Below are 26,725 nucleotides of genomic sequence, written 5' to 3' on the forward strand. Positions count from 1 at the left end.
CACCAGTGGAACAACAAAAACAATCACTGTGAGGGATACCGATATGTCAGAACACGCTCAGCCGCTGGACGCCGCGAGCGGCGCCAGCACCAGCAACGCCACGCAGAAAGTCATCTTCGCCTCGTCCCTGGGGACGGTGTTCGAGTGGTATGACTTCTTCCCTCTACGGCGCCCTCGCGGCGGTGATCAGCAAGCAGTTTTTCGCCGGGGTCAACGACACCACGGCGTTCATCTTCGCGCTGATGGCCTTTGCCGCCGGGTTTATCGTGCGGCCGTTCGGGGCGCTGGTGTTCGGTCGGTTGGGGGACATGATCGGGCGCAAATACACCTTCCTCGCGACCATCATTCTGATGGGGATCGCCACGTTCTGCGTCGGCCTGCTGCCGACCTACGCCAGCATCGGCATTGCCGCGCCGATCATTCTGGTGGTGCTGCGCATGCTTCAGGGTCTGGCCCTGGGCGGTGAATACGGCGGCGCCGCGACCTATGTGGCGGAACACGCGCCGATCGGCAAACGCGGCTTCCACACCAGCTGGATTCAATCCACTGCAACCCTCGGCCTGCTGCTGTCGCTGCTGGTGGTGCTCGGTTGCCGCTACTTCACTGGCGATCAGTTTGAAGTCTGGGGTTGGCGTATTCCGTTCCTGCTGTCGATCGTGCTGCTAGGCATTTCCACCTGGATCCGCCTGAGCCTGCACGAGTCGCCGGCGTACCTGAAAATGAAAGAGGAAGGCAAAGCCTCGAAAGCGCCGATCCGCGAATCCTTCGGCAAATGGGAGAACCTCAAGGTCGTGCTGATCGCGCTGTTCAGCATCAACGCCGGGCAAGCGGTGACCTTTTACGCTGCGCAGTTCTACGTGCTGTTCTTCCTCACCCAGTTCCTGAAAATGGACCCGGCGGTGGCCAACAGCCTGCTGATCATCAGTGTGGTGATCGGTGCGCCGTTCTTCATCATTTTCGGCTGGCTGTCGGACAAGGTTGGACGCAAACCAGTGCTGATGCTCGGGCTGCTGCTGGCCACTGCGCTGTACTTCCCGATCTTCAAATCCCTGGCGCATTACGCCAACCCGGCTATCGATCAGGCCAGCCGTCAGGCGCCGATCACCGTGCTGGCCGATCCGGCCACCTGCACCTTCCAGTTCGACCCGGTGGGCAAGGCCAAATTCGACAGCCCGTGCGACAAGGTCAAGACCTTCCTGGTCAAGCAGGGCCTGCCCTACTCCAGCGTCGCCGCCCCGGCGGGCAGCGGCGTGCAGGTGAGCGTCGGCGACGTGAAAATCGACGGCTACGACGAATCGGCCCTGCGCGGCGCGGTGACCCTCGCCGGCTACCCGCAACAGGCCGACCTGCAACAGATCAACAAACCGATGATCGTGGCGCTGATCGTCGCACTGATCATCATCTCGGCCATGTGCTACGGCCCGCTCGCGGCGCTGATGGTCGAACTGTTCCCGACCCGCATCCGCTACACCTCGATGTCCCTGCCGTATCACATCGGCAACGGCTGGTTCGGCGGTTTCCTGCCAACGGTGTCGTTCGCGCTGGTGGTGTACACCGGGGATATTTTCTATGGGCTGTGGTACCCGGTGCTGATTACCGGGGTGAGCCTGGTGGTGGGGATGATTTGTCTGCGGGAGACGAAGAATATCGATCTCGATAAGAACTGAATCTGAAACATGATCCTTTGGTAAAAAAACCTGTGGCGAGGGGATTTATCCCCGATGGGGTGCGTAGCGCCCCCCGTGAAAAAGGGGACTACTACGTAGTCCATCGGGGATGAATCCCCTCGCCACAATTAAATCTCTTCCTCCAGTAACTAAGCGTCAGCCTTGATCACCTCAAACTTCACCTGATCCGGATAAAACGCCACATAGTTCTTGATCGCATCGACCGAGATCTTCGGTTTCTCGTACGTCCACACCGCATTCGCCCCCTCATGCCCCGGCACTTGCAGGCTGAAGTAATTGGCATCGCCCTTGTACGGGCAGTAACTGGTGTGGTCGGTGCGGGCGAAGTATTTCTCGTCGATGTCCTCGCGGGGCACGTAGTACACCGGCGGGTAGTTGGCCTCATGGAGCACCAGCACATGCGAGGACGCCGCGACCTGGATGCCGTGGAACTTCACCAGCAGGCAACCGGGGAGTTCTTCGAGGGTGATGACGGGATTGAGGCCGGTGGTGCTCATTGGGGTTTCTCCAGGGACAAATGAACTGTGGCGAGGGAGCTTGCTCCCGCTGGGCTGCATAGCAGACCCAAATCCGGAAATCGCGCTGCATCAGGTATAACGCGATTTCAGGTTTTGCGACGGCTTCGCCGCCGAGCGGGAGCAAGCTCCCTCGCCACAAGCGTCAGGTTGGCCCTGTCATTTCACATCAAACCACGATATCAGTCGCCACCGCCTGCCCCACCACACCCACGGCAAAGTCAACCTGCCCCTGCCCGGTCAGATCGACCAGCAGCCCGGTCTGACCGTTCTGCGCGTAGTAAGTCAGGATCGCATCGCCCGCGTGGCCGGTGAAACTGCTAACGAAGTTCAGTGACGCCGCCCCCGTGGCAAACGCGGCGATGCCCGAGAGGTCGATCTTGTCCACGCCGCTCTTGAAATCCATGATCCAGTCCGGCTGGTTGTTGGTCGAGTCGCTGGCCGCGCCGAAGACGAAGGTGTCTGCGCCCTCGCCGCCCCACAGCACATCCGCGCCGCCACCGCCGTAAAGGATGTCGTTGCCGGCTCCGCCGAACAGATGGTTGACGGCCGAGTTGCCGATCAGCAGGTCATTGCCCGAACCGCCAACCGCATTCTCCACGGTCACGCCATAGGCAATCGATACGTTGCCGACCAGCCCGCCAACGTCAGAGAACGAACCCTCATTGAGGTTGATCTTCTGGTTCTGGGTGAAGCCGGAGAAATCCAGCCAGTCGTCACCGCCACCGTCCCATACCGAAAACACCACTTTCGAAGAGGCCGAAGTCGCGGTGTAGTAATCGCGTCCGGTATTAGAGTTGAAGCCATACCAGGTGTTATCGGCACGAGTTTCATAGTTGGCACCGTAGAGTTTCTGCACCGCCACGATATCGTCGAGCAACGGCGCGGAGGCGTAGGCGCCGCTGCCGTCCTTGCTGAAGTTCTGGTCGGTGTTGGCTTCACTCCAGTAGCTCATCAGGCTGTAGCCACGGGTGTCTTCGGCGTACTTGGCGTCGTTGTAGGTCGGGCTGCCGTTGCCGGCGTTGTAGGCGCCCGGGTGCGACAGGCCAAGGGTGTGGCCGATTTCGTGGGTCAGGGTCTGACGCCCGTAGTTGTTGGTGTCCGGAGTCTTGTTGACCTGATATTGATTGTTGATCAGGTACCACGACTGACCGTCATAGCTGCCGCCGCTCGGCAGGTAGGCGAACGCTGCGCCGCCGGTGCTGACGTCGTAGTTGCCGAAGGTCATGTGGCCGTCGCCGCCCTTGCCCTCAGTGAACGTGACCTTGGCCACGTCGGCCCAGGATTGCATGGCCAGTATGGCTTGAGCCTTTTGCTGAGCGCTGAACTGGCTGAAGTTGCCTAGGTTCGGGTTGTAGTTTGCCGGTTTCTCGGTAAGGAAGGTGTAGGTCAGGGAGATTTTGCCGTCACCGTTCTTGTCGTGCCACGACAGGTTTTTGCGCAGGATTTCGTCGGCTGCCTGATCGGCGGTGAACGACGGTTTGCCGTTGACCAGGCCGACCCCGCGGTCGTACAGGTGGCTGAAGGCGTTCACTTCGTCATAGGCGCTGCTGGATTTTGCTTTGGCTTGAGCCATGGTGGGACTTCCTTGTTTCAGAGTTGGCAGTACGCGTCGAGCACGGCGATCCACTAGCGAGATCGTCCGCTCACTCGCGTTTCTGAAAAGCCCGGTGAACCTGACACGGGCGTCAACTGCCCTGCCAATCGATTTCTCGATAGCCGCTCGCGACGTCCCGGTAATACCGGTCATCTCCGGCAATGTTTTGATCTGTATATCCATACAGATAAAAGTTGCTCCGGGCGCCAACTGCGGCCATTCTGTGCACCTCCAGGAACTGAACGACGACGGTGGTTATGCGGCTGTACCTCTGTGAAAAACCTTCCCAGGCCAAAGACATTGCGGCCGTGCTCGGCGCAAAGCGTCGGGGCGACGGCTGCTGGCTGGGAACGGACGTCACAGTGACCTGGTGCATCGGCCACCTGCTGGAAACCGCGCCGCCGGATGCCTACGACGCCCGCTACAAGCGCTGGGTGCTGGCGGATCTGCCGATCATTCCCGACAAATGGAAAATGACCGTCAAGCCGCGCACCGCCAGCCAGTACAAAGCGGTCAAGCGCCTGCTCGGCGAGGCCAGCGAACTGATCATCGCCACCGACGCCGACCGTGAGGGCGAAATGATCGCCCGGGAACTGGTCGAGCACTGCCGCTATCGCGGGCCGATCCGTCGCCTGTGGCTGTCGGCGCTGGATGAAGCGTCGATTCGCAAGGCTTTGGCCGCGCTGAAGCCGGGGGCGGAAACCTTCAGCCTGTACCACTCGGCGCTGGGGCGCTCGCGGGCCGACTGGCTGATCGGCATGAACATGAGTCGCCTGTTTACGCTATTGGGCCGGCAGTCCGGCTATCAGGGTGTGCTGCCGGTCGGCCGGGTGCAGACGCCGACACTGCGGCTGGTGGTGGATCGCGACCGCAGCATCGCCGATTTCGTGCCGGTGCCGTATTGGGCGATCGATGTGCAACTGTTGCACGATGGCACGCCGTTCACCGCGCAATGGCGTGCGCCCTCCGACGTTTGCGACGATCAGGATCGCTGCCTGAATCAGGCACTGGCCCAGCAGGCAGCCGCCGCTCTGAACAGCGCCGCCAGTGCGCGAGTGGTCAAACTGCGCACCGAACGCATGCGTGAAGTGGCACCGCTGCCATTCGATCTGGGCACCCTGCAGGAGGTCTGCTCGAAGAAACTCGGTCTCGGCGCCCAGGAAACTCTCGACATCGCCCAGGCCCTTTACGAAACCTACAAGGTCATCACCTACCCGCGCAGCGATTGCGGCTTTCTGCCGCTGAGCCAGCACAGCGAGGCACCGGGGATACTCGCCGCATTGCGTCAGGCCGACCCTAGCCTTGACGCGTTGAACGGTCACCTCGACCCGCAGCGCCGCTCGCGGGCGTGGAACGACGCCAAGGTCAGCGCCCACCACGGCATCATCCCCACCGCCGCGGCGAAAAATCTCGAACGCCTGAGCGGCAAACACCGGGCGGTCTATACCCTGATTCGTGCGCGTTATCTGGCGCAATTTCTGCCCAACCATGAATACGATCGCACCCAGGCCGACTTCGATTGCGCCGGGGAAGCGTTGCGTGCCGTCGGCAAGCAGATCATCGAACCGGGCTGGAAGCGCGCCTTGCCCGAAGCCCTCGCCCCGGCCAAGGGCCGTGAAGCGCCAGGCCCGCAAACCCTGCCGGCGCTGAGCCAGGGTATCGATTGCGCCGTGGCCGGCGTGAACCTCAAGGATCTGTGGACCCAGCCGCCGAAGCCCTACACCGAGGGCGACCTGATCAAGGCGATGAAGAACGTCGCCAAACTGGTGGAAGATCCGTTGCTCAAACAGAAACTCAAGGACACCACCGGCATCGGCACCGAAGCGACACGCGCCTCAATCATTCAGGGCCTGCTGGATCGCGGTTATCTGGTGAAGAACGGCAAGGCGCTGGCCGCGACGCCGGCGGCCTTCAGCCTGATCGACGCCGTGCCCCGGGCGATTGCCGATCCCGGCACCACCGCCATCTGGGAACAGGCGCTGGACATGGTGCAGAGTGGCGAAATGAGCCTGGAGGAGTTCGTCACCAAACAGGCGGCGTGGATGAGCAAGCAGGTCAGCCGCTGTTCGGCGCTGAGCCTGACCATCAGCGGCCCGCCACCGGCCGGCAAGGCTGCGGCGCCGTGGAAGAAAAAGCGTAAATCGACCCGAAGCAAAACTGCCAGCGCAGCCAAACGCACAGCGAAGTAATGATCAGTCCTGTGGTGGGGGACTCTGTGGTGAGGGACTCTGTGGTGAGGGACTCTGTGGTGAGGGGATTTATCCCCGATGGGCTGCGAAGCGGCCCCAGCTTTTACTTAAACAAGAGGACTGCTGCGCAATCCATCGGGGATAAATCCCCTCATCACAAGGTATGAGTCGACAATACTGAAGTCGCAATCTTCAGGAATTCCCCCCAATGCCCACTATCGAACTGCACCCCGCCCACCGCGACGAACTGCAAACCATCGAAAACCTCATGCAGTTCTACATGTACGACTTCAGCCAATGGCTACCACTGAAGCTCGGCGAACATGGCTTCTTCAGCATTCAGCCGAAAGACGACTACTGGCGCAATCCAGCTACCCAACCGTTCCTGATCTGCGTCGACGGTGAACTGGCCGGCTTCGTGACCGTGGATGACGAAACCCACATCGACGGCGCCGAACACAACATCGGCTACTTTTTCCTCTCCCGACGCTATCGTGGCCAAGGCGTCGCGCAGTTTGTCGTCTCTGCCCTCTTGAGCCGTCTGCCCGGTCAATGGCAGATTTTCCACATCGACGCCAACCTGCCTGCGCAGCGCTTCTGGGCCAGGTTGATCCCCGAATTGACTGGCGGCGCATTCACCCGCCAACAGCGCGCCGTGGACGGTTACCCCTGCACCTTCTACGTCCTGCGCGCCCCCGCATCCGTTGCCTGAACGGATCTTTTCTCATTCCAAAACAGCTTTGTCCGACAATATGTAGTGAACAAAAATAATCACTACAAAACCGTTGACGGCACCGTTTTGCTTTTGCATGATGAAGACGTTCCCCGATCGGGAACATCGGTAACACGCTTGAGCAAGCTCGTCTGACCGCCGAGTTGTTTTTTCCGGATACACGCTGCCCACAAGGCAGATTGAAGAAGCTGACCTGGCCTGAACGTCCAGTACAAGGACGAGAAGCGCTGGCGAAAATTCTCAAGACGCTTGTGGTCGACCCTGAAAACGTCGTCAAGGAGCCTCCCGATTTTCGCTGCTTCTCCTCGTTGTGACGCTATTGCGTAGCAGTTATTCAACACGACTACATGCAACAGACGCATGACCCCGTACTTCACACGGGCGACCGCTGACGTCCTGGTTTCGGTGCCAGGGATCAACTAACCGATGGGCTACCTGTATTAGCGAATCAACTTTGAAAGATCACCAGACTGGTCAAGGGGCAAACATCATGAATCTGAACAATCAACCTACTATCGAAGAACTGGCTCGTATGTTCGCTGCGCAAAAAGACAGCCACGACAGCCACATTCTCTGGATCAGCAAGTCGGGTCAGGTGCATATCGACTGCCTGTCACCCCACGCTGGTGAAGAAGAATTCGACCGCAGCAACCAGAACCTGCTGGCCCGCCTGAAGATGTACCGCCGCGGCCACGGTTATGTCGGCAAGAAAGCTGCGGCCGACAAGGACTTCATCGGCAATGTGCTGCAGACGCTGAAGCAGGCGTGGGATTCGATGCAGAACAAGAATGAAGTTCGGGTGATTGACCGGTTCTACTGATTTACAACTTCAATAAATAAAAGGGCCTGCTTCCAACAGAAGCAGGCCCTTTTTATATCCGCAATTCACACACAATCCTGTGGGAGCGGGCTTGCTCGCGAATGGGCCGGGTCAGTCATCATCACCTCAACTGAGACACCGCATTCGCGAGCAAGCCCGCTCCCACAGGGGGGCTGTGTTGTTGGTCAGATTTTCGTTTGCAGGACCAGATTCACAAACGCCAGCGCCGCCGCACTGTGGTAATTATTCTGCCGCCGCAACAACGCCGCCCCACGCTGCGGCGCTTCGTTCTCGACGCTCAAGCGACGCAACGCCCGGTCTTCGCTGGCAATCGCTTCGGGCAACATCGTCGCCATCGGCGAATGCCGCACCACCTCCAGCAACGTACTTACCGAGTTCACCTCGATCCGCACCTGCGGCGTGATCCCCTGCTGACGGAAATACTCATCGATCGATAACCGGGTGATGAAATCTGGCGCCAGCAAGGCGAAATCAAGTTGCGCAAGATCACGCGATGTCAGCACCGCACTGCTGTCGTACAGCGGATGCTCGCGCCCGACCATGATCCCCAGGGTTTCAGTAAACGCCGGAATACACTCAATGTCCGGGTGGCGCACCGGGGTAAAGGCAATCGCGATGTCCAGCGAATCGTCCGCCAGCCCCGCCTCGATGTCGTCCATCGACAGCTCGAAAATCTGCAGATGGATACCCGGATAGCGCGCCGCAAAATCGCGAACCAACGGCCCCACCAAATAGGCCATGAACGTCGGCGTCATGGCCAGCCGCAAGCGCCCCCGCGACAGATCCTTAACGTCATGCAACGCCCGCTTGCCCGCCTCCAACTCCACCAGCACGCGCCGCGCACACTCAATGTAAGCCTCACCGGCATCGGTGGGTTTAACGGTGCGCGAGGTGCGGTCGAACAGGTTCACCCCGAGGCTTTCTTCCAGTTGGCGGATCTGTTGCGACAAGGTCGGCTGTGACACATGCAACGCCTCCGCCGCCCGGGTGAAGCCACCGTGATCGGCCACGGCCAGCAGATATCGCAAATGTCGCAACAACATGGGATCACCATCTATAGGTAGAGCTTATGCAAAGCATTGTATATCGGTCTTGGACGCTATGGATCAATCGGCAGAAGATTGCTCCCACACAGCAAGCCAACCTTGAAAGGAGTGACACCATGCAACAGTCCCACGCCTATAACGATGCCAGCCTGGCCCTGACCACGCGCATTCTCGACATCAAGGCCCGCAAGAATTTGTCATGGCAGGATCTTGCCGATGGCACCGGCCTGAGCCTGGCCTACGTCACTGCTGCCCTACTCGGCCAGCACCCGCTGCCACAAGACGCCGCGCAAGTGGTTGGCGACAAACTCGAACTGGACGCCGACGCCGTTGCCGCCCTACAGATCATCCCGCTGCGCGGCAGCCTCAGCGGCGTGCCGACCGACCCGACCATCTACCGCTTCCACGAGATGATCCAGATCTACGGCACCACCCTCAAAGCCCTGGTTCACGAGCAGTTCGGCGACGGCATCATCAGCGCCATCAACTTCAAGCTCGACATCAAGAAAGTCGAAGACCCGGAAGGCGGCTCCCGCGCCGTGGTCACTCTCGACGGCAAGTTCCTGCCGCTGCGTCCGTTCTGATCCACCCGGCCCGCACCCCGCGTGCGGGCCCATCCAAACCTCAATTGCCAAGTCGTCACCACATCTGCCTGGAGGCTGCCCCATGCACAAAATTCTGTTGACCCTGACCCTGCTCGCCGGCCTTGCCGCCCAGGCCCAGGCTGATGAAGAGGCGATTGCCTACCGCTACGGCATGACTCTGGATATTGCTGAAATCGTGAACATCACCCCGGTCGCCGACGTCTGCGGCGTTGTACCGGTCGAGATGACCTACCTCGACAGCCACGGCGCAAAACACATTCTTCAATACAGCGAATTCGGCACCGGCTGTTCGAACTGAGAGGACAACACCATGAAAAACCTGATCGAAGGCTTCCTGAAGTTCCAGAACGAGGCGTTTCCGCAACGCACCGAGCTGTTCAAGCACTTGGCGACCACTCAAACCCCGGGCACCTTGTTCATCACCTGTTCCGACAGCCGCGTGGTGCCGGAACTGCTGACCCAGCAAGAACCCGGCGAGCTGTTCGTGATCCGTAACGCAGGCAATATCGTGCCGTCCTACAGCCCGCATCCGGGCGGGGTGTCGGCGACGGTGGAATACGCGGTGGCGGTGCTTGGGGTGACGGACATCGTGATCTGCGGCCACTCCGATTGCGGCGCGATGACCGCGATTGCCCAGTGCAAATGCATGGATCATCTGCCCGCCGTCAGCGGCTGGTTGCAACATGCCGAGTCGGCGAAAGTGGTGAACGAGGCGCGGCCGCATGCCAGTGACGCGGCGAAATTGAGTTCGATGGTGCGGGAAAATGTGATCGCGCAACTGGCGAATATTCAGACCCACCCGAGCGTGCGCCTGGCCCAGGAGAAAGGCCTGCTGAACCTGCATGGCTGGGTGTATGACATCGAGACCGGCTCGATCGATGCGCTGGCGGCGGATCGCCGCACGTTTGTGCCGCTGGCTGAGCAGCCGGCGACTTGTGCCATTCAGGCAAACGCCAGCGCAGCCGCCTGATACAAATCCGCTGAGGTGAAGAGGAACTTGTGGCGAGGGGATTTATCCCCGATGGACTGCGCAGCAGGCCCGATCTCTTGGGGCCGCTTCGCGCCCCATCGGGGATAAATCCCCTCGCCACAGGACCGGTGTGCATCAATCGGGATAAGGCGTTTTCAGCGCTTTACGCTGAGGTCGATCTGGGTCATACGGCTACGAACCGTAAACACCCCATCCCCCGAAAGAATCGCACTGCGCGCAAACAGGCGCCCGCTCTCCCAGTTCGAAAGCCCTAGTTCCGGCTTGTTCAGCGCGTACTGGCCATCGACCCAACGGGTAATCCCGTTACCCACAAACGGCGCGTTCACCGCGTTGTAAAAACGCTCTTGCGCAGCAGCATCCTCGCTGATCAGCGACACCGTGAACTGCGGGCTGTAGCGGTTGAACAGCGCGATCGCCTGATCCAGTTCGTCGACAATCATCAGGCTGACTTCCGGGGTTTCTTCCCACTCCCACTCGCGGCCCAGCTCTGATTCCGCCAACGCTTCGGCCAGAGCTTCGGTCTGATAACCCTCGGCGCGATAGACCTCGACCGTCGCGTTCTGCCACTCAGCCGGCAGGTAACTTTCGCTGCCTGTGACGATGTGCAATTTGCAGCCCTGACCGCGTGCGCTGCCGGCCTGCTGCAGCGCATTGAGGAACAGCGGGATCAGCTCGACGGCACGATCACGTTCAATCAGGCAGACGTTCAGCGTGTTGCAGACTTTGCGATCCAGCGAATTACGCACCACGGCGGCGAAGCGCGTGGCGTCGGCGTCACGATCGGCAATCAGCCACGCGCCACCAGTGCCGTGCAGGCTGACCGCCGTGCCCGCCTGCTGGGCGATGATGCCCAACTGGCTGACCGCGCGGCCCGAACCCCGGGCCACCGCCAGCGACAAACGCCGGTCGGCGAACATCGCCCAGCCGGCGGCGTGATTGACGCTTTCCACCAGCGACACCGCGCCCGCCGGCAGACCGGCATCGGCCAGCGCCGGGTTCAGCGCGTGAGTGACGATCGCTTGCGCGGTGCCCAATGCATCGCTGCCGATGCGCAATACCGCGGTGTTACCGGTGCGCAGAACGCCGGCGGCATCGGCGAACACGTTCGGCCGCCCTTCAAACACGAACGCCACGATGCCCAGCGGCGACACCACTTGCTCGACCTTCCAGCCGTCGTGTTCGACGCTGCTGATGACCTTGCCGCGCGTGGCCGGCGCATCCCGCCAGGCGCGCAGACCGGCGATCATGTCGCGGCGCATGCGTTCGTCGGCGAGCAGTCGGGTGGTCGAGCGGCCACGGGCCTTGGCGCGTTCGATGTCGGCCAGGTTGGCGGCTTCGATCAGGTTCCAGCACTCCGCGGTTTCCAGGCGTTGCGCGAACAGATCGAAGAAGTGGCTGATGGCTTCGTCGGACACCGCCGAAAGCGCGCTGAACGCCGTTTGCGCACGCTCGATTGCCACCGCAGCCGCTTGTTGATCGACCACCGGAATCAGCAATAGCTCGCCACTCACCTGCTCGACCAGCAGATGGTCACCGGGCTGAAACCGCGCCGCCAGTTCGGGGCTGACCACGGTCACGCGGTTACCAGCGAAAGGGATCGGCGTGCCAGCGACTAGACGTTCAAGCGCAAGAGACATGAAGCGGATTCACCATATGAGGGGCGGCCGGAAAATGTAGCGGATTCTGCGCTGAAACACACCTTCTACAAACACCACCGAACCTGTGGGAGCGGGCTTGCTCGCGAAGGCGTCGGCACCATCAACATGGATATTGAATGTGCTGGCCTCTTCGCGAGCAAGCCCGCTCCCACAGGTTTCGTGGTGTTTAAAAGATTGGCTCAGAACACCGACCAGCCAATCCGCGAACTGAGCATCTCCAGCGCCGCCATCCCCGCCAGCGAGTTACCGGCAGCGTTGAGTTCCGGCGACCACACGCACACCGTGAACTGCCCGGGCACCACAGCGACGATCCCGCCGCCTACCCCGCTCTTGCCCGGCAGGCCGACGCGATAGGCGAAGTTGCCGGCCTCGTCGTACAGACCGCTGGTGGCCATGATCGAGTTGACCTGCTGGGTCTGGCGCCGAGTGAGGATCTGTTCGCCGCTGTGTTTGCAGAAACCGTCGTTGGCGAGGAAGCAGAACGCCCGGGCCAGATCGATGCAGTTCATGCGCAGCGCGCAGTGGCTGAAGTAGCTGCGCAGCACCGCTTCGACGTCGTTGTGGAAGTTGCCGAACGATTGCATCAGGTACGCCATGGCCGCGTTGCGGGCGCGATGCTGGTATTCGGACTCGGCGACCTTGCCGTCGACGATCACCTGTGGATTGCCCGACAGGCGCCGCACGAAGTCGCGCATCGACAGGGCTGGCGCGGCGAAACGCGACTGGTTGATGTCGCAGATCACCAGCGCCCCGGCGTTGATGAACGGATTGCGCGGGCGCCCGCGTTCGAACTCCAGTTGCACCAGCGAGTTGAACGGCTGGCCGGACGGCTCGTGCCCCAGGCGCTCCCAGATCGCCTCGCCGGAATGCTCGATCGCCTGCACCAGGCTGAACACCTTGGAAATACTCTGCACCGAGAACGGCGTCTCGGCATCACCGGCGCAATACATTTCGCCGTCGTTGCCATACACGGCGATGCCCAGCTGATTGGCCGGCACGGTGCCGAGGGCGGGAATGTAATCAGCCACTTTGCCCTGCCCGATCAAGGGCCGGACAGCGTCAAGAATCTCGTTCAACAGCGCTTGCATGCCGGGTTCCGAAGTCTCGCCCCATGGGATTGCGGGGACACTGGGGCTAGACGCTGCGCAACTGCCACGAATCACACTGGCTATCACAGGGGACTGTGGTAGATGAAAGATTCAGGGCTGGCCACGATCAAGGGTGGGAGTGGGCTTGCTCACGAAGGGGTCGGCACAGTCAGCATTGATGTTGGCTGACCTGACGCTTTCGCGAGCAAGCCCGCTCCCACTGGGGCTGTGGTTGATGAAGGATTCAGGGCTGGCCACGATCAAGTGTGGGAGTGAGCTTGCTCACGAAGGGGCCGGTACAGTCAGCATTGATGTTGACTGAACTGACGCTTTCGCGAGCAAGCCCGCTCCCACAGGGGGGGCTGCTGCAAATCCGGAACTCAGTGTGCGCCGTCGAGACCGGCGAGCAGCGCACTGTCGCGGCTGTAGATATCCGGCGCATAACGCACCTGCCCATCCTTGCCGACCTGCGCCGTCCAGTAGGTCATCAGGATCGGCACCGGTGCCGACAGACGGAATTCGTGGGTGCTGCCGGTGGCGAGCAAAGTGTCGGTGCGCGTACGTTCCGCCGGGGTCAGCAACAGGTCGCGCAGTTGCATCGGGTGCTCGACCCGCACACAGCCGGAGCTGAACGCGCGCGGGCCTTTGTCGAACAGGGCCTTGCTCGGCGTATCGTGCAGGTACACCGCGAACGGGTTGGGGAAGCGGATCACCAGTTGCCCCAGGGGATTACGCGGCCCGGCCTCCTGGCGCAGCATGATGTTGCCGGGGTTGTCCCAGTCGATATCCGCTGCGGCCAACGGCTGGCCATGGGCGTCGAGCACCTGCAGATTCTGCCGGCTGAGGAAGGTCTGATCCTTGCGGATCGCCGGCAGCTTGTCTTCTTTCCAGATGGTCGGCGGCACGGTCCAGGTCGGGTTCAGCGTCAGGCGCGTGACCCGGGATTTCAGCAACGGGGTCTGCCGTTCGGCGCGACCGACCTGGGTACGGGTCTGCCAGACCGGCACGCCGGCCTGATATAGGGTCAACTCGGCGGCAGCGACGTTGACCAGCAAACCGTCGGGCTCCATGTCCTGGGCCAGCCAGCGGAAACGTTCAAGGTTGACGCGCAATTGTTCGCGGCGCGTCAGCGGGCTGATGTTGAGCTCGGCAATCGTCCCCGGCCCGACTACCCCGTCGGCCTGCAACGAATGGTTGGCCTGGAAGCTCTTCACCGCTTCCACAAGCACGCCCTCATAGGCATTGCCGGGCGTACCGATGGCGTGAGTCAGATAGCCTTCGTTGAACAGGCGTTGGGCCAGTTCCGGCACGCGTTTGTCTTCCATCGCCGGGCGCAGCAACGGGCCGTTGCCCACCGACTGCCAGTGCGGCAAGGCTTGCAGCCGCTGGCTGGCGTAGAGGTGGCGCAGGCTTTGGTATTGCGCCAGACGCGGACGCGCCAGATCGAACGCGGTCTTGATGTCGTGCAGACCGGGCACGGCGATCGCCAGCAGTTCCGCCTGACGATCACGCGGGGTGTCATCGGAATGCCACAGCGGCTCGAAATGCGATTGCAGCAGACGACCGTAATGCAGATCCTGCAGGGCTTGCAGATAAGAGCGGCTGATGTCGATATCGGCGCACAACTCGCCGTCCTGCGGCGGATTGGCCGCCACCGGGTAGCGCTTGGGATTGAGGCCATCATCGGCCAACAGCTGCAACTGCGCGCGCAAGGCCGGCAATCGCCCGGACTCGCTGGCCCACACCGGCAGCCAGTCCTGCTGCTGATAGAACGCTTGCAGTTGCGTCAGCGCCGCGCCACTCAGGTGCGCGGCAATCGCCGGGCACGCCTGGGGTAAACCGATCAGCACCGCTTGCAGCGGACTTTGTGGCTCGAGCGGCATTTCCGCCGGCGGCGTCGGCAGGGTCTGCAACGGTGGCAGCGGCTCATCGGCGCAAGCGACAAACGGCGCAGCGAGCAAACAAATGCTCAAGTAGCATGCGTACTTTTTGAACAACTGCTTTACTCCAATCCGTGGCCGTCTGAATGACGGTCAACCTTACATCAGGTGCGCTGAACAGTCAGGCTCGAAACAGGGGTCTGTCGGGTATGACTGGGAGTCAGGAGCCAAAGTGCCAAATAAGTAGCAAGTGAGGACACCTTATAAATGTTGACGTATTTGCGCCGACTTCTGCTGACCACCGCGACCCTCGTCGTCGTGAGCAGCCCAGCTTTCGCCGCCGGCAAACCATCGCCGGTTCTCTTCACCAGCCTCGCCCACGCCGCGCCGGAACTCAATCCCCAAGCGCTGAAAGGTGCCTTGAGCGCCATGCAATGCGCAGTGAACAATGGCGCGAGGCCCTCACGCCACCTGGCGATCATCGATTATTCGCAGCCCTCCACCGCCCGCCGGCTGTGGATCTTCGATCTGAACAGAAAGAAACTGGTGCTGCGCGATCTGGTCGCCCACGGTTCAAATTCCGGGGAAAATTTCGCTACCCAGTTCTCCAACCGCGAAGGCAGTTACCAATCCAGCCTCGGTCTGTTCCGCACCCAGGAAAGTTACGAGGGGACCCACGGTTATTCGCTGCGCATGGACGGTCTGGAACCGGGCTTCAATGACCTGGCCCGCGACCGCGCCATCGTGATCCACGCCGCCGACTACGTGAATCCGTTGTGGAGCAAGCGTCAGGGCCGTATCGGTCGCAGCCAGGGTTGCCCGGCGGTGCGCCCGCAAGTGGCGAAGCAGGTGATCGATAAACTCAAGGACGGCCAGTTCATGTTCTCCTGGTACCCGGACCAGCGCTGGCTGAAGTCCTCGCCGTACCTCAACTGCCAGCCGCAGCAAGTGGCGAGCATCTTGAGTACCCACGCCAGCTGACGATCAGGGCGACGACCATCAGCGCCGCCGCAACCCCGAACGTGCTGTGCAAGCCACTGCCGATGACCTCGGCCGGGGCTTGCGTCGGGTCGCCCGTAGCGAAGGCAAACACCGCACCCATGACCGCCGCGCCGGTGATCAGTCCGAGATTGCGTGACAGCCCGAGCAGGGCCGACACCACACCGCGCTGATCCTGACTGACCGTCGCCATCAACCCGGTATTGTTCGCCGCCTGGAACAACGCGTAACTGCTGGCAATGACCGCCATCGGCAGCAGATACGCCGGCAGACCGAGACTCATCGGCAACAACGCCAACAAACTGCAACCACCGGCCAACCCGAACAACGCCCCCGGCACCACCCGCCGCGCACCGAAGCGATCCACCAGACGCCCTGCCGGCACCCCGCCGCACGCCGCCAGCAGCGGCCCGACCGACAATGCCAGGCCGACCACGCTGCTGCCCAGTCCCAGGCCCCGGCTCAGGTAAAACGGCCCGACCACCAGCGTGGTCATCATCACCGTAGTCACCAGCAACGTCAGCGCCAGGCTGCTGCTCAGTCGCGCATCGGCGAACAATGACAAACGAATCAGCGGCGCCCTGGCGTTCATCTCGACCGCAACAAACACCCCTGCTCCGCACAGGCTGACCAGCAGCAACATCAGCGTGTAGCCATTGAGCGTCATCGCCAGCGCGTAGGCGGCCAGCGTCAATACCAGCACCACGGTGCCGAGGTAATCAAACGCGACTGCCGATTTGGCCGGGCGATCCGCCGGCAGATATCGATAAACCAGCCACGCGTTGAGCAGGCCCAACGGCACGTTGAGGACAAAGATCGACGACCAGCCGACATGCGCGATCAGCAGACCACCCAGCGATGGCCCGAGGCTGGTGCCGGTGGCCGACATGGTTGCCAGCAAACCCATCGCGCTGCCCGCTCGCGCCTTGGGCACCGCATCCGCCACCAGCGCCACCGTCAAGGCGAACATGATCGCCGCGCCAAGGCCCTGCACGGCCCGCGCGCCGATCAACCAGCCCAGCCCCGGCGCCAGCGCACAGCACAGCGAAGCACTGGTAAAAATGCCGATGCCGATCAGCAGCAGGCGTCGCCGCCCGAACACATCGCCCAGGCGCCCGACACTGACAATCAACGTGGTGACCGCCAGCAGGTACGCCAGCACGATCCACTGCACCTGTTGAAACGTCGCATCGAACGCTGCAGCCAAGGTCGGTAATCCGGCATTGGCGATGCTGGTGTCCAGCGACGGCATCAACATCGACAGCGCCAGACTGGTCAGCGCCCAGCGGGCTTGAGGGGGCAAGGGGGATCCGGGCATCGGGCGCTCCTGGTGCAAAGGTCAGACGGCATAGCCTGCGTCTCGACAAGGCAAGGCGCAAGACGCATGCTTTGCACTTGATACCTGCACGGAACGCCATGTCATGAGCACACCGGATCTGAACCTGTTGATCACCCTCGACGTGTTGTTGCGCGAAGGCAGCGTCGCCCGCGCCGCGCACATTCTGCGGTTGAGCCCGTCGGCCATGAGTCGTGCCCTGGCCCGGCTGCGCGAAACCACTGGCGATCCGTTGCTGGTGCGCGCCGGCCGAGGTCTGGTGCCGACCCCGCGTGCGCTGGAATTGCGTGAGCGGGTCAGCGCTCTGGTGCAGGAAGCCGAGGCGGTGTTGCGTCCCGCCGAAGTGCTCGATCCCGGCCAATTGCAGCGCACCTTCACCCTGCGCAACACCGACGGTTTTGTCGAAACCTTCGCCGCCGCGCTGCTCGCGCGCATCGCTGAAGAAGCACCCGGCGTGCGCCTGCGCTTTGTGCAGAAAGCCGACAAGGACAGCACGCCGCTGCGCGAAGGCCGGGTCGATCTGGAGACCGGCGTGGTCGACGACAGCACCGACCCGACGCTGCACAGCCGCATTCTGTTTGAGGATCACTGGATCGGTGTGGTTCGTGAGGGCCATCCGTTGAGCTCGGGCAAGATCAGCAGCAAACGTTTTGCCGGCGGCCAGCACATTCTGATCTCACGGCGCGGGCGCAGCAGCGGCCCGGTCGACGAAGCGTTGCTCGCCGCAGGTCTGACGCGGGATATCGTCACGTCATTCGGCGGCTTTTCGGCGGCGCTGACGCTGGTCCGCGAATCGGACCTGATCGCCACGGTTCCGGAGCGTCACACCAGCAAGCTACGCATGGGCCTGCACAGCTTCGCCCTGCCCTTCAGGATGCCGCCGATCAGCGTGTCGATGCTCTGGCACCCGCGCATGGACGCCGACCCGGCGCACCGCTGGCTGCGCAACTGTGTACGGGAAGTCTGCGTCTAACGCGCATCGCCGCCGGCCGGCTTATAGAACAGGAATTTGCCGACCGCGGCGGTCTTTTTGTACTCCTTGGCCCAGCTCGGATGCACCTGGCGATCATGGAAGTACAGTGCGCCATGGGTGCGATCCGGCAACTGGCGGTTGAGTGCCTTGCCGGCGATGTCCTTGGCCAGGGTGTATTCGGCGTCTTCCTTGACCTGATCGGCCTTGCCATCGCACCACCAGGAAAACTGGCAGCTCTTGGTTTCCGAACCTTGCTTGACCACTTCGCACACTGTGCCGGGAAAGCCGTCGTGCCCCAGGCGATTCATCACCACATTGGCCACCGCCTCCATTTCCGGGGTGTCGCGACCCTTGGCTTCCCAGTAGATACTGCGCGCCAGGCAGGTGATCGGATCGTCCAGCGGCGCGGTGCCGGCGGGGTCAACCGCCTGCACTTCAGTGGGGGTGATCGCTTCGGATTTGGGTGCTGGCGCCGCGCTGACTTTGTCGGCGGCCTTCTCTTCCAGCACCTGGGCTTTCTCTTCGGCCTTGGCCTTGATCGGGGTCTGATCGGTGGCGTTCACAACGCCGGCCATAAGGGTTAATGCGAAACAGCCAGCCAACCATTTCAATCCCATGTCAGTTCTTCCGGCAGCGCCCGTTCCGGGCAAGGTGTTTCGTGGGGGAGACGCCCGGTTCCCGGGGCCTTCGGAGAGTGTAGACGGCAAATACCGACGTAACGTTCCGCAGAAAAAACCGCTCGATGAAGAAAAAGACATTGCACTGACCGGGGGCCTTTCGCGCATCATGAGCGCACTCAGCTCAAGGGAGATTTCCATGCGCTTCATGCCATCCGTCTTGCGTTTTGCCGCGCTGTCCGTGGGCCTGGCCGTGGCCGCCTCGGCCATGGCTGCCGACGAGTCGCAACTGATCGAGTCGATCAATGCCTACCGCAGCCAACCGCAGCGCTGCGGCAGCCAGGCGTCCAGTGAACTGCCACCGCTGTCGGCCGATCCACGGCTGAGACTGCCGGCCGCCGGTGCGGTCGATCTGCAACAGGCCATGGCCAGCGCCAGTTACCCGATGGTCAACGTGCAGGCGATCACCCTCAATGGCCCACGGGATGCAGCGTCGGCGATGAAGGCGATTGAGGAAAGTTTCTGTCAGGTGGTGCTGGACCCGCAGTTCGTCGATGTCGGGGTCAGCCGCGCTGATCGTGACTGGCGTATTGTGCTGGCGCGACCTCTACTGTCGGCGAAGCTCGGCGATGCGCAAAGCGAAGGCCAGAAGTTGCTCGAACAACTCAACGCCGCTCGCGCCCAACCGCGTCAATGCGGCGGCCAGGCCTTTGCCGCGGCCGGGCCACTGGCCTGGAACGCGAGCCTGGGCACGATCTCCCAGGATCACAGCCGCGACATGGCCAACAACAACTATTTCGACCACAAGGACCGCGACGGCCGCACCCCGGGCGACCGCGCCGAACTGGCCGGCTACAGCGGCCAACTGGTCGGCGAAAACATCGCCGCCGGGCAAGACACCGTGCGCAAGGTCGTCGACGGCTGGCTCGCCAGCCCCGGCCACTGCGCCAACCTGATGAACCCGCAATACAAAGAACTCGGCGCCGCCTACGCGACCGATCCAAAGAGCAGCGCCGGGATCTACTGGACGGCGATGTTTGGGGCGCAATAGCCCGCCTTCAGAAAACACCGAAGACCCAAGGTGGGAGTGGGCTTGCTCACGAAGGGATCAGCACATTCAGCATCAATATCGACTGACCTGACGTCTTCGCGAGCAAGCCCGCTCCCACTGGGGATCGTCGGTGAATGAAGGATTTGCGGCTGGCCGCGATCAAGGGTGGGAGTGGGCTTGCTCACGAAGGGGTCAGCACATTCAGCATCAATGTCGACTGACCTGACGCTTTCGCGAGCAAGCCCGCTCCCACTGGGGATCGTCGGTGAATGAAGGATTTGCGGCTGGACGCTATCAAGTGTGGGAGTGGGCTTGCTCACGAAGAGGCCGGCGCATTCGGCATCAATGTCGGCTGACCTGACGCCTTCGCGAGCAAGCCCGCTCCCACTGGGGATCGTCGGTGAATGAAGGATTTGCGGCTGGCCGCGATCAAGTGTGGGAGTGGGCTTGCTCACGAAGGGGCCGGCGCATTCAGCATCAATGTTGGCTGACCTGACGTCTTCGCGAGCAAGCCCGCTCCCACAGGGATCGCATTTATTCTGAAGTAATGCGGTGAATGCGCATCCTGAGTTCAAACCCAGATCGCATCCCATAACGGATAGTCACCGAGTTTTTTTACCAGTCCGGCCCGCAGTGGATTAGCCACTACATAGCGGGCCAGTTTCACCAGGTCCTCCTCTCGACGTAATGCATGATCATGAAAACCGTGCTGCCAAAGGCTCCCGGTTCTACCGGCTGCTGTGTTCACTGAACGAGTACTCAGGGATTTGACCTGGCACATCAATTGTCCAAGTGTTCCCTTTTGCAACTGGATCAGCCAATGAAAATGATCCGGCATGACAACCCATGCCAATGTCTCGGCAAACCCCTCCTCCTGCGCCTGCCTGAACTGATGTACAACCAACCGGCCGAGCCTGTAATCCGTGAACACTGGCTCACGCCCTAAGGTATTGGCGGTTAGTAGGTAGATCTGATTTTCTTCGCAATGACGGCCGGTTCGCAGGCGATGTGATGAGTAACGTTTGGGCATTCCTTTGCCTTGTCCATGGTTGAATTCAGAAAAAGGCTAGATCAGCCATCACAGTGCGCCGAACATGTTTGTTGGCAGAATGTGTCTGCGCACCGGATCAACTGTGGGAGTGGGCTTGCTCACGAAGAGGCCGGCACACTCAGCATCAATGTCGGCTGACCTGACGCCTTCGCGAGCAAGCCCGCTCCCACTGGGGGATCGTCGGTGAATGAAGGGTTTGGGGCTGGCCGCGATCAAGGGTGGGAGTGGGCTTGCTCACGAAGGGGCCGGCACATTCAGCATCATTGTCGACTGACCTGACGCCTTCGCGAGCAAGCCCGCTCCCACTGGGGGATCGTCGGTGATGAAGGATTTGCGGCTGGCCGCGATCAAGGGTGGGAGTGGGCTTGCTCACGAAGAGGTCGGCACACTCAGCATCAATGTCGGCTGACCTGACGCCTTCGCGAGCAAGCCCGCTCCCACAAGGGATCGTCGGTGATGAAGGATTTGCGGCTGGCCGCGATCAAGGGTGGGAGTGGGCTTGCTCACGAAAGGGCCGGCACATTCAGCATCAATGTCGACTGACCTGACGCCTTCGCGAGCGAGCCCGCTCCCACTGGGGGCATCAGTGATGTTCAGAATTGCGGGCACAAAAAAACCGGAGTCATGGCTCCGGTTTTTTTATTGTCAGTGGGTCCTCATTCCTGCTGCATACATCGCCAGTTTCAGCACACTCGCCACCACGGCGAGTGACACTACACTGCCCAGCCAAATCAGCAACAACCAGCCCAGGCGCTGGTACCAGCGGCTGGTTTTGACCTCACGCGAATCAATGGTAGCCATCGCCAATCCTCACTTTGCCGCGGAATACGTAGTAGCTCCAGAAGGTGTACATCAGGATCACCGGCAGGATGAACAGTGCGCCGATCAAGGCGAACAACTGGCTCGAAGGCGGAGACGCCGCCGCCCACAGGCTCACCGATGGCGGGATGATGTTTGGCCAGATGCTCAGCGCCAGGCCGATGTAACCGAGCAGCATCAACACCAAAGTGAACACGAACGGCCAGTGGGTGTGACGCTGACGCAAGGTACGCAGCAGCCCGAACAACGCCAGCAGTGCCAGCACCACCAACACGGCGAACACCATCAAGTGCCCGCTGGTCGACCAGCGAGTGGCCAGCTCCGGGTGCAACTTCAGTGTCCACGCACCAATCACCACCACCATCGCCGTCAGCAACCACGCCAGCGGCCGGGTGAACAGACGCATCCGCGACTCGAGCATGCCTTCGGTCTTGACCAACAACCAGGTGCTGCCCAGCAGCGCATAAGCCACCACCAGACCGACGCCGCACACCAGCGGAAACGGCGCCAGCCAGTCCAGGCCGCCACCGGCAAACTGCCGATTCACCACGGGAATGCCCGATACGTACGCGCCGATCGCCACACCCTGGGAGAACGTCGCCAGCAGCGAACCGCCGATGAACGCCTTGTCCCACCAGTGACGCTTTTGCGCTGACGACTTGAAGCGAAACTCGAACGCCACGCCACGGAAAATCAGCCCGCAGAGCATCAGGATCAGCGGCAGGTACAGCGCCTCCAGAATCACCCCGTAGGCCAGTGGAAAGGCGCCATACAACGCCGCACCACCGAGCACCAGCCAGGTTTCGTTGCCGTCCCACACCGGGGCGACTGTGTTCATCATCACGTCGCGCTCCTGCTCATCCCGGATCAGCGGAAACAGGATCCCCAGGCCCAGATCGAAGCCGTCCATGATCACGTACATCATCACCCCGAAGGCGATGATCACACCCCAGATCAACGAGAGATCGATACCTTGAATACCCATGACTCAGTGCTCCTTCATCGGGACGGTAGCCGCCGAAATAGGCCGGCGCGGGGTTTGCAACTGATCGCCCTCCGGCGGATGTTCGTGATGCGGCTGCGGGCCCTTGCGCACCAGTTTCATCATGTAGCCGATGCCCACGGTGAACACCGAGCAGTAGATCACCACGAACAGCAACAGCGAGGTGCTCATCTGCGCCACCGAGTGGTGCGACGCGGCGTCATGGGTGCGCATCAGGCCGTAAACCACCCACGGCTGACGCCCGACTTCGGTGGTGATCCAGCCGGCCAGCAACGCGATCAACCCGCTCGGCCCCATCAGCAATACCAGACGCTGGAAGCCGCGATGCTGATAGAGCTTGCCGCCACGGCGCAGCGCCAGACCGAGCACACCGACGAGGATCATCAACATGCCCAGCCCGGCCATCACGCGAAAGCTCCAGAAGATGATGGTCGAGTTCGGCCGATCCTCTTTCGGAAAGCTCTTGAGCGCCGGGATCTGCTTGTCGAGGCTGTGGGTCAGGATCAGGCTGCCGAGGTACGGAATTTCCAGCGCATATTGGGTCTTCTCCGCCTGCATGTCGGGGATGCCGAACAGCACCAGCGGCGTCGGGCCATTGTCGGCGTTTTCCCAGTGGCCTTCGATGGCGGCGATTTTTGCCGGTTGATGCTCCAGGGTGTTCAAACCATGGGCGTCACCGACCACCGCCTGAATTGGTGCCACGATCAGCGCCATCCACAACGCCATGGAAAACATCCTGCGCACCGGCGCGGTATTGTTGCCGCGCAGCAAATGCCAGGCCGCCGACGAGCCCACGAAGAAGGCCGTGGCGACGAATGCGGCGATCGCCATGTGCGCCAGACGGAACGGGAACGACGGGTTGAACACGATCGCCAGCCAGTCCAGCGGCATCACCCGACCGTCGACAATTTCAAAGCCTTGCGGCGTCTGCATCCAGCTGTTGGACGCGAGAATCCAGAAGGTTGAAATCAGCGTGCCGATAGCGACCATCACCGTGGCGAAGAAGTGCAAGCCACGACCGACGCGGTTCCAGCCGAACAGCATGACCCCGAGGAAACCGGCCTCAAGGAAGAACGCCGTCAGCACCTCATAGGTCAGCAACGGCCCGGTGATGCTCCCGGCGAAGTCGGAAAAGCCGCTCCAGTTGGTGCCGAACTGGTACGCCATGACCAGCCCCGAGACCACGCCCATGCCGAAGTTGACGGCAAAGATCTTCGACCAGAAGTGGTAGAGATCGCGGTAGGTGTCGTCACGGGTTTTCAGCCACAGGCCTTCGAGTACCGCGAGGAAACTCGCCAGGCCGATGGTGATCGCCGGGAAGATAATGTGGAACGAAACCGTGAACGCGAATTGAATTCGCGCCAGGTCCAGTGCCTCCATGTTGAGCATGATGATGTCCTCATCCAGGCTGAAAAGCGGCAGCACGTCGCCGGGCCACCGCCAGGCGCGAACGCCTGCAGCCAGTGAAATTGCCAGTGTTTTTATAAGTTGCGGGTCAGGCCAGCGATGACGGGATCAGGTTGCTGACCTTGGCCGCTTCGAGGCGAATCGCGACGAATTTCGAGGTCGGCGTGTAGGTCCGGTCGCCATAGCTTTCCAGCGGCACCAGCGGGTTGGTTTCCGGGTAGTACGCCGCCGCCTGACCGGGCGGAATGTCGTAGGCGATCAGGGTGAACCCGCTGACCCGGCGCTCGCGCTCGTCATCCCACAGCGCCACCAGATCGACCTTCTGCCCCGGTTCGAAACCGAGACGCTGGATGTCCTGTTCGTTGGCGAAGATCACGTCGCGCATGCCGTAGACCCCGCGATAACGGTCGTCGAGGCCGTACAGCGTGGTGTTGTACTGATCGTGGGAACGCATGGTCTGCAGGATCAGATCCGGCTTGACCGGCAGGTTGCGCACGCCTTCGCTGATCAGGTGTTCCGGCAGCACGCACGGGGTGAACTGGGCTTTGCCCGACTCAGTGTTCCAGACCCGATCCGAGGCATCGTTGCCGAGGTGGAAGCCGCCCGGGGTCAGCAGTTTTTCGTTGAAGTTCTCGAAGCCCGGAATCACATCGCCGATCAGGTTGCGGATGCGTCCGTAATCGCCCACCGCCCACTCCCAGTCGATTGGATGCTTGCCCAAGGTCGCGGCGGCAATCCCGGCAATGATCGCCGGCTCGGACTTCAAGTGCGCCGACTTCGGTTTCAACTGACCGAACGACAAGTGCACCATGCTGAAGGTGTCTTCCACGGTCACGCCTTGCGGGCCTTCGGCCTGGATGTCGATGTCGGTGCGACCGAGGCACGGCAGGATCAATGCGTCGCGACCGGTGACCAGATGGCTGCGGTTGAGCTTGGTCGAAATGTGCACCGTCAGGTCGAGTTTGCGCATCGCTTCGTGGGTTCGCGGGGTGTCCGGCGTGGCTTGGGCAAAGTTGCCGCCCAAACCGATAAACACTTTGGCTTCGCCACGCTCCATCGCACCGATCGCCATCACCGTGTTGTGCCCGTGCATGCGCGGCACTTTGAAGTTGAAGCGTTTTTCCAGGGCGTCCATCAGCTCCTTCGGCGCCAGTTCGTTGATGCCCATGGTGCGGTCGCCCTGCACGTTACTGTGCCCGCGCACCGGCGACAGACCGGCACCCGGACGGCCAACGTTGCCGCGCAACAGTTGCAGGCTGATGACTTCCTGCAGGGTCGGCACCGAGTGCACGTGTTGGGTCAGGCCCATGGCCCAGCACATGATCACGCTCTTGGCGCGGCCATACATGCGCGCGGCCAGTTCGATGTCGTGCAACGGCACGCCGGACTGCTCGAGGATGTGCTCCCAAGTCGTGGCGTCGACTTCTGCCAGGTAGCTGTCCAGACCCGAAGTGTGCTCGGCGATAAACGCATGGTCGAACACCGGTTCGCCACCGCTGGCCTGGGCTTCACGCTCCCACTGCAGAAGGAATTTGACCATGCCGCGAATCATCGCCATGTCGCCACCCAGGGCCGGGCGGAAGTACGCGGTGTTGGTCGCTTCCCAGCCGTTGCTGAGCATCTCGAGCGGGTTCTGCGGGTTCTGGAAACGTTCCAGGCCACGCTCTTTCAGCGGGTTGATGCACACCACCTGCGCGCCGCGTTTCACCGCTTCACGCAGCGGTTCGAGCATGCGTGGGTGGTTGGTGCCGGGGTTCTGGCCGATGACGAAGATCGCGTCGGCGTGGTGCAGATCCTCATAGACCACCGTGCCCTTGCCCACGCCCAGCGTCTCGCCCATGCTCACCGCACTGGCTTCGTGGCACATGTTCGAGCAGTCGGGGAAGTTGTTGGTGCCGAAGGCGCGGACGAACAACTGATAGAGAAACGCCGCTTCGTTGCTGGCCCGGCCCGAGGTATAGAACTCGGCCTCGTGCGGCGATTTCAGACCCTTGAGGTGTTCGGCGATCAGCGCGAACGCATCTTCCCAGGTGGTTTCCACATAGCGGTCGATCCGCGCGTCGTAGCGCATCGGGTGGGTCAGACGGCCCTGATATTCCAGCCAGTAGTCGCTCTGCTCGGCCAGGCTCGACACCGTGTACTTGTTGAAGAACGCCGGGTCGACCAAACGCCCGGTGGCCTCCCAGTTCACCGCTTTGGCGCCGTTCTCGCAGAACTTGAGCATGCTCGCACCGGGTGCTTCACCCCAGGCACAGCCCGGGCAGTCGAAGCCGCCGTTCTGATTGGTCTTGAGCATGGCGCGGATGTTTTTCAGGGCGTTTTCACTGCCCAGCCAGCTTTTGGTCAGGCTGATCACAGCCCCCCAACCGGCAGCGGCACCCTTGTAAGGTTTGTAACGGTCGACTTGTGACATGGGACATCTCCATGACGATGCACACAGGCATGAACCTGATCTTGGTTAAACAGCGACGGCCGACTTTGCACAGCAATAAAGTGGTCGTTTCAGTTGCCGGAGCAAGGATATGAACCGTTACAAAACATTGTCTAATCGCTATTTATGACCACATTATCGAAACCCTCTATCACGGCGAAAAACCCTTTATTTACGGGGTGTTGCGAAACTAAAGCGGTAACTTTC

At 61.5% G+C, this 26,725-nt stretch carries 22 protein-coding genes and 1 pseudogene; 10 read left to right on the top strand and 13 right to left on the bottom strand.

Going from position 1 to position 26,725, the window contains the following annotated elements; genetic code table 11:
- Positions 1-43 precede the first annotated feature (43 nt).
- Positions 44-1,667: pseudogene (locus tag E3Z29_RS19790) on the top strand (MFS transporter).
- Positions 1,668-1,816: 149 nt separating this feature from the next.
- On the opposite strand, the gene E3Z29_RS19795 reads toward E3Z29_RS19790, so the two are convergent.
- Both E3Z29_RS19795 and E3Z29_RS19800 read right to left on the bottom strand, forming a co-directional pair.
- Positions 1,817-2,185: a DUF427 domain-containing protein gene (locus E3Z29_RS19795; RefSeq protein ID WP_098964421.1), complete on the bottom strand. Its 369-nt coding sequence runs from the start codon at positions 2,183-2,185 to the stop codon at positions 1,817-1,819.
- A 187-nt stretch (positions 2,186-2,372) separates the two neighbouring features.
- Complete coding sequence (locus E3Z29_RS19800) at positions 2,373-3,779, bottom strand: serralysin family metalloprotease (protein WP_134786702.1); 1,407 nt, start codon at positions 3,777-3,779, stop codon at positions 2,373-2,375.
- Positions 3,780-4,057: 278 nt separating this feature from the next.
- On the opposite strand from E3Z29_RS19800, the gene E3Z29_RS19805 reads away from it, so the two are divergent.
- From E3Z29_RS19805 to E3Z29_RS19815, 3 genes are all read left to right on the top strand, one after another.
- On the top strand, positions 4,058-5,989 hold the full coding sequence (locus tag E3Z29_RS19805) for a DNA topoisomerase III (protein ID WP_134786703.1): 1,932 nt from the start codon (positions 4,058-4,060) through the stop codon (positions 5,987-5,989).
- 208 nt (positions 5,990-6,197) lie between these two features.
- Complete coding sequence (locus E3Z29_RS19810) at positions 6,198-6,701, top strand: GNAT family N-acetyltransferase (protein WP_134786704.1); 504 nt, start codon at positions 6,198-6,200, stop codon at positions 6,699-6,701.
- A 511-nt stretch (positions 6,702-7,212) separates the two neighbouring features.
- On the top strand, positions 7,213-7,542 hold the full coding sequence (locus E3Z29_RS19815) for a hypothetical protein (RefSeq protein WP_007966852.1): 330 nt from the start codon (positions 7,213-7,215) through the stop codon (positions 7,540-7,542).
- Positions 7,543-7,727: 185 nt separating this feature from the next.
- Here E3Z29_RS19815 and cynR read toward each other — a convergent pair whose 3' ends face one another.
- Positions 7,728-8,606: a transcriptional regulator CynR gene (gene cynR / locus E3Z29_RS19820; RefSeq protein ID WP_098964429.1), complete on the bottom strand. Its 879-nt coding sequence runs from the start codon at positions 8,604-8,606 to the stop codon at positions 7,728-7,730.
- A gap of 119 nt (positions 8,607-8,725) precedes the next feature.
- Between cynR and cynS the strand changes: the two genes are divergently transcribed.
- From cynS to E3Z29_RS19835, 3 genes are all read left to right on the top strand, one after another.
- Positions 8,726-9,193, top strand: coding sequence for a cyanase (gene cynS, locus E3Z29_RS19825; protein ID WP_097090280.1), 468 nt, complete (start codon positions 8,726-8,728; stop codon positions 9,191-9,193).
- An 82-nt stretch (positions 9,194-9,275) separates the two neighbouring features.
- Complete coding sequence (locus E3Z29_RS19830) at positions 9,276-9,512, top strand: DUF2790 domain-containing protein (RefSeq protein WP_097090279.1); 237 nt, start codon at positions 9,276-9,278, stop codon at positions 9,510-9,512.
- A gap of 12 nt (positions 9,513-9,524) precedes the next feature.
- The gene (locus E3Z29_RS19835) at positions 9,525-10,184 is read left to right on the top strand and encodes a carbonic anhydrase (RefSeq protein WP_134786705.1); all 660 of its coding nucleotides are present in this window, start codon (positions 9,525-9,527) and stop codon (positions 10,182-10,184) included.
- 155 nt (positions 10,185-10,339) lie between these two features.
- Here the strand turns inward: E3Z29_RS19835 and E3Z29_RS19840 are convergent, their stop codons facing one another.
- The 3 genes from E3Z29_RS19840 to E3Z29_RS19855 form a co-directional block, all read right to left on the bottom strand.
- Positions 10,340-11,842, bottom strand: coding sequence for an aldehyde dehydrogenase family protein (locus E3Z29_RS19840; RefSeq protein WP_134786706.1), 1,503 nt, complete (start codon positions 11,840-11,842; stop codon positions 10,340-10,342).
- Between the two features lie 200 nt (positions 11,843-12,042).
- Positions 12,043-12,951 (bottom strand): glutaminase B, encoded by a 909-nt coding sequence (gene glsB, locus E3Z29_RS19845; RefSeq protein ID WP_003226050.1) that lies wholly within the window; start codon positions 12,949-12,951, stop codon positions 12,043-12,045.
- Positions 12,952-13,331: 380 nt separating this feature from the next.
- Positions 13,332-14,948 carry a murein L,D-transpeptidase gene (locus E3Z29_RS19855; protein ID WP_134786707.1) on the bottom strand — a complete coding sequence of 539 codons (1,617 nt, stop codon included), beginning with the start codon at positions 14,946-14,948 and terminating at the stop codon, positions 13,332-13,334.
- Positions 14,949-15,098: 150 nt separating this feature from the next.
- Here E3Z29_RS19855 and E3Z29_RS19860 point away from each other — a divergent pair, with 150 nt between their 5' ends.
- On the top strand, positions 15,099-15,812 hold the full coding sequence (locus E3Z29_RS19860) for a murein L,D-transpeptidase catalytic domain family protein (RefSeq protein WP_027611721.1): 714 nt from the start codon (positions 15,099-15,101) through the stop codon (positions 15,810-15,812).
- On the opposite strand, the gene E3Z29_RS19865 is transcribed toward E3Z29_RS19860, so the two are convergent.
- The gene (locus E3Z29_RS19865; RefSeq protein ID WP_134786708.1) at positions 15,760-17,148 is read right to left on the bottom strand and encodes an MFS transporter; all 1,389 of its coding nucleotides are present in this window, start codon (positions 17,146-17,148) and stop codon (positions 15,760-15,762) included. The two genes, E3Z29_RS19860 and E3Z29_RS19865, sit on opposite strands and share 53 nt — an antisense overlap.
- A gap of 103 nt (positions 17,149-17,251) precedes the next feature.
- Between E3Z29_RS19865 and E3Z29_RS19870 the strand changes: the two genes are divergently transcribed.
- Positions 17,252-18,139, top strand: a complete 888-nt coding sequence (locus E3Z29_RS19870; protein WP_027611719.1) for a LysR family transcriptional regulator — start codon at positions 17,252-17,254, stop codon at positions 18,137-18,139.
- Here the strand turns inward: E3Z29_RS19870 and E3Z29_RS19875 are convergent.
- Positions 18,136-18,756, bottom strand: a complete 621-nt coding sequence (locus tag E3Z29_RS19875) for a cell wall hydrolase (RefSeq protein WP_134786709.1) — start codon at positions 18,754-18,756, stop codon at positions 18,136-18,138. The genes E3Z29_RS19870 and E3Z29_RS19875 overlap by 4 nt on opposite strands.
- 199 nt (positions 18,757-18,955) lie before the next feature.
- Here E3Z29_RS19875 and E3Z29_RS19880 point away from each other — a divergent pair, with 199 nt between their 5' ends.
- Positions 18,956-19,807, top strand: a complete 852-nt coding sequence (locus E3Z29_RS19880) for a CAP domain-containing protein (RefSeq protein WP_098964441.1) — start codon at positions 18,956-18,958, stop codon at positions 19,805-19,807.
- A gap of 571 nt (positions 19,808-20,378) precedes the next feature.
- On the opposite strand, the gene E3Z29_RS19890 is transcribed toward E3Z29_RS19880, so the two are convergent.
- From E3Z29_RS19890 to E3Z29_RS19920, 5 genes are all read right to left on the bottom strand, one after another.
- Complete coding sequence (locus tag E3Z29_RS19890; protein WP_098964443.1) at positions 20,379-20,837, bottom strand: transposase; 459 nt, start codon at positions 20,835-20,837, stop codon at positions 20,379-20,381.
- A 666-nt stretch (positions 20,838-21,503) separates the two neighbouring features.
- Positions 21,504-21,659, bottom strand: a complete 156-nt coding sequence (locus tag E3Z29_RS19905) for a DUF2474 family protein (RefSeq protein WP_134786711.1) — start codon at positions 21,657-21,659, stop codon at positions 21,504-21,506.
- On the bottom strand, positions 21,646-22,662 hold the full coding sequence (cydB, locus tag E3Z29_RS19910) for a cytochrome d ubiquinol oxidase subunit II (protein ID WP_134786712.1): 1,017 nt from the start codon (positions 22,660-22,662) through the stop codon (positions 21,646-21,648). The genes E3Z29_RS19905 and cydB overlap by 14 nt, the downstream gene beginning before the upstream one ends.
- Before the next feature lie 3 nt (positions 22,663-22,665).
- The gene (locus tag E3Z29_RS19915) at positions 22,666-24,069 is read right to left on the bottom strand and encodes a cytochrome ubiquinol oxidase subunit I (protein ID WP_134787601.1); all 1,404 of its coding nucleotides are present in this window, start codon (positions 24,067-24,069) and stop codon (positions 22,666-22,668) included.
- Positions 24,070-24,175: 106 nt separating this feature from the next.
- Positions 24,176-26,500 (bottom strand): FdhF/YdeP family oxidoreductase, encoded by a 2,325-nt coding sequence (locus E3Z29_RS19920; RefSeq protein WP_134786713.1) that lies wholly within the window; start codon positions 26,498-26,500, stop codon positions 24,176-24,178.
- Between the last annotated feature and the right edge of the window lie 225 nt (positions 26,501-26,725).

Origin of the sequence: Pseudomonas sp. S150 (genome assembly GCF_004526365.1) — a bacterium.
Taxonomy (GTDB): domain Bacteria; phylum Pseudomonadota; class Gammaproteobacteria; order Pseudomonadales; family Pseudomonadaceae; genus Aquipseudomonas; species Aquipseudomonas putida_A.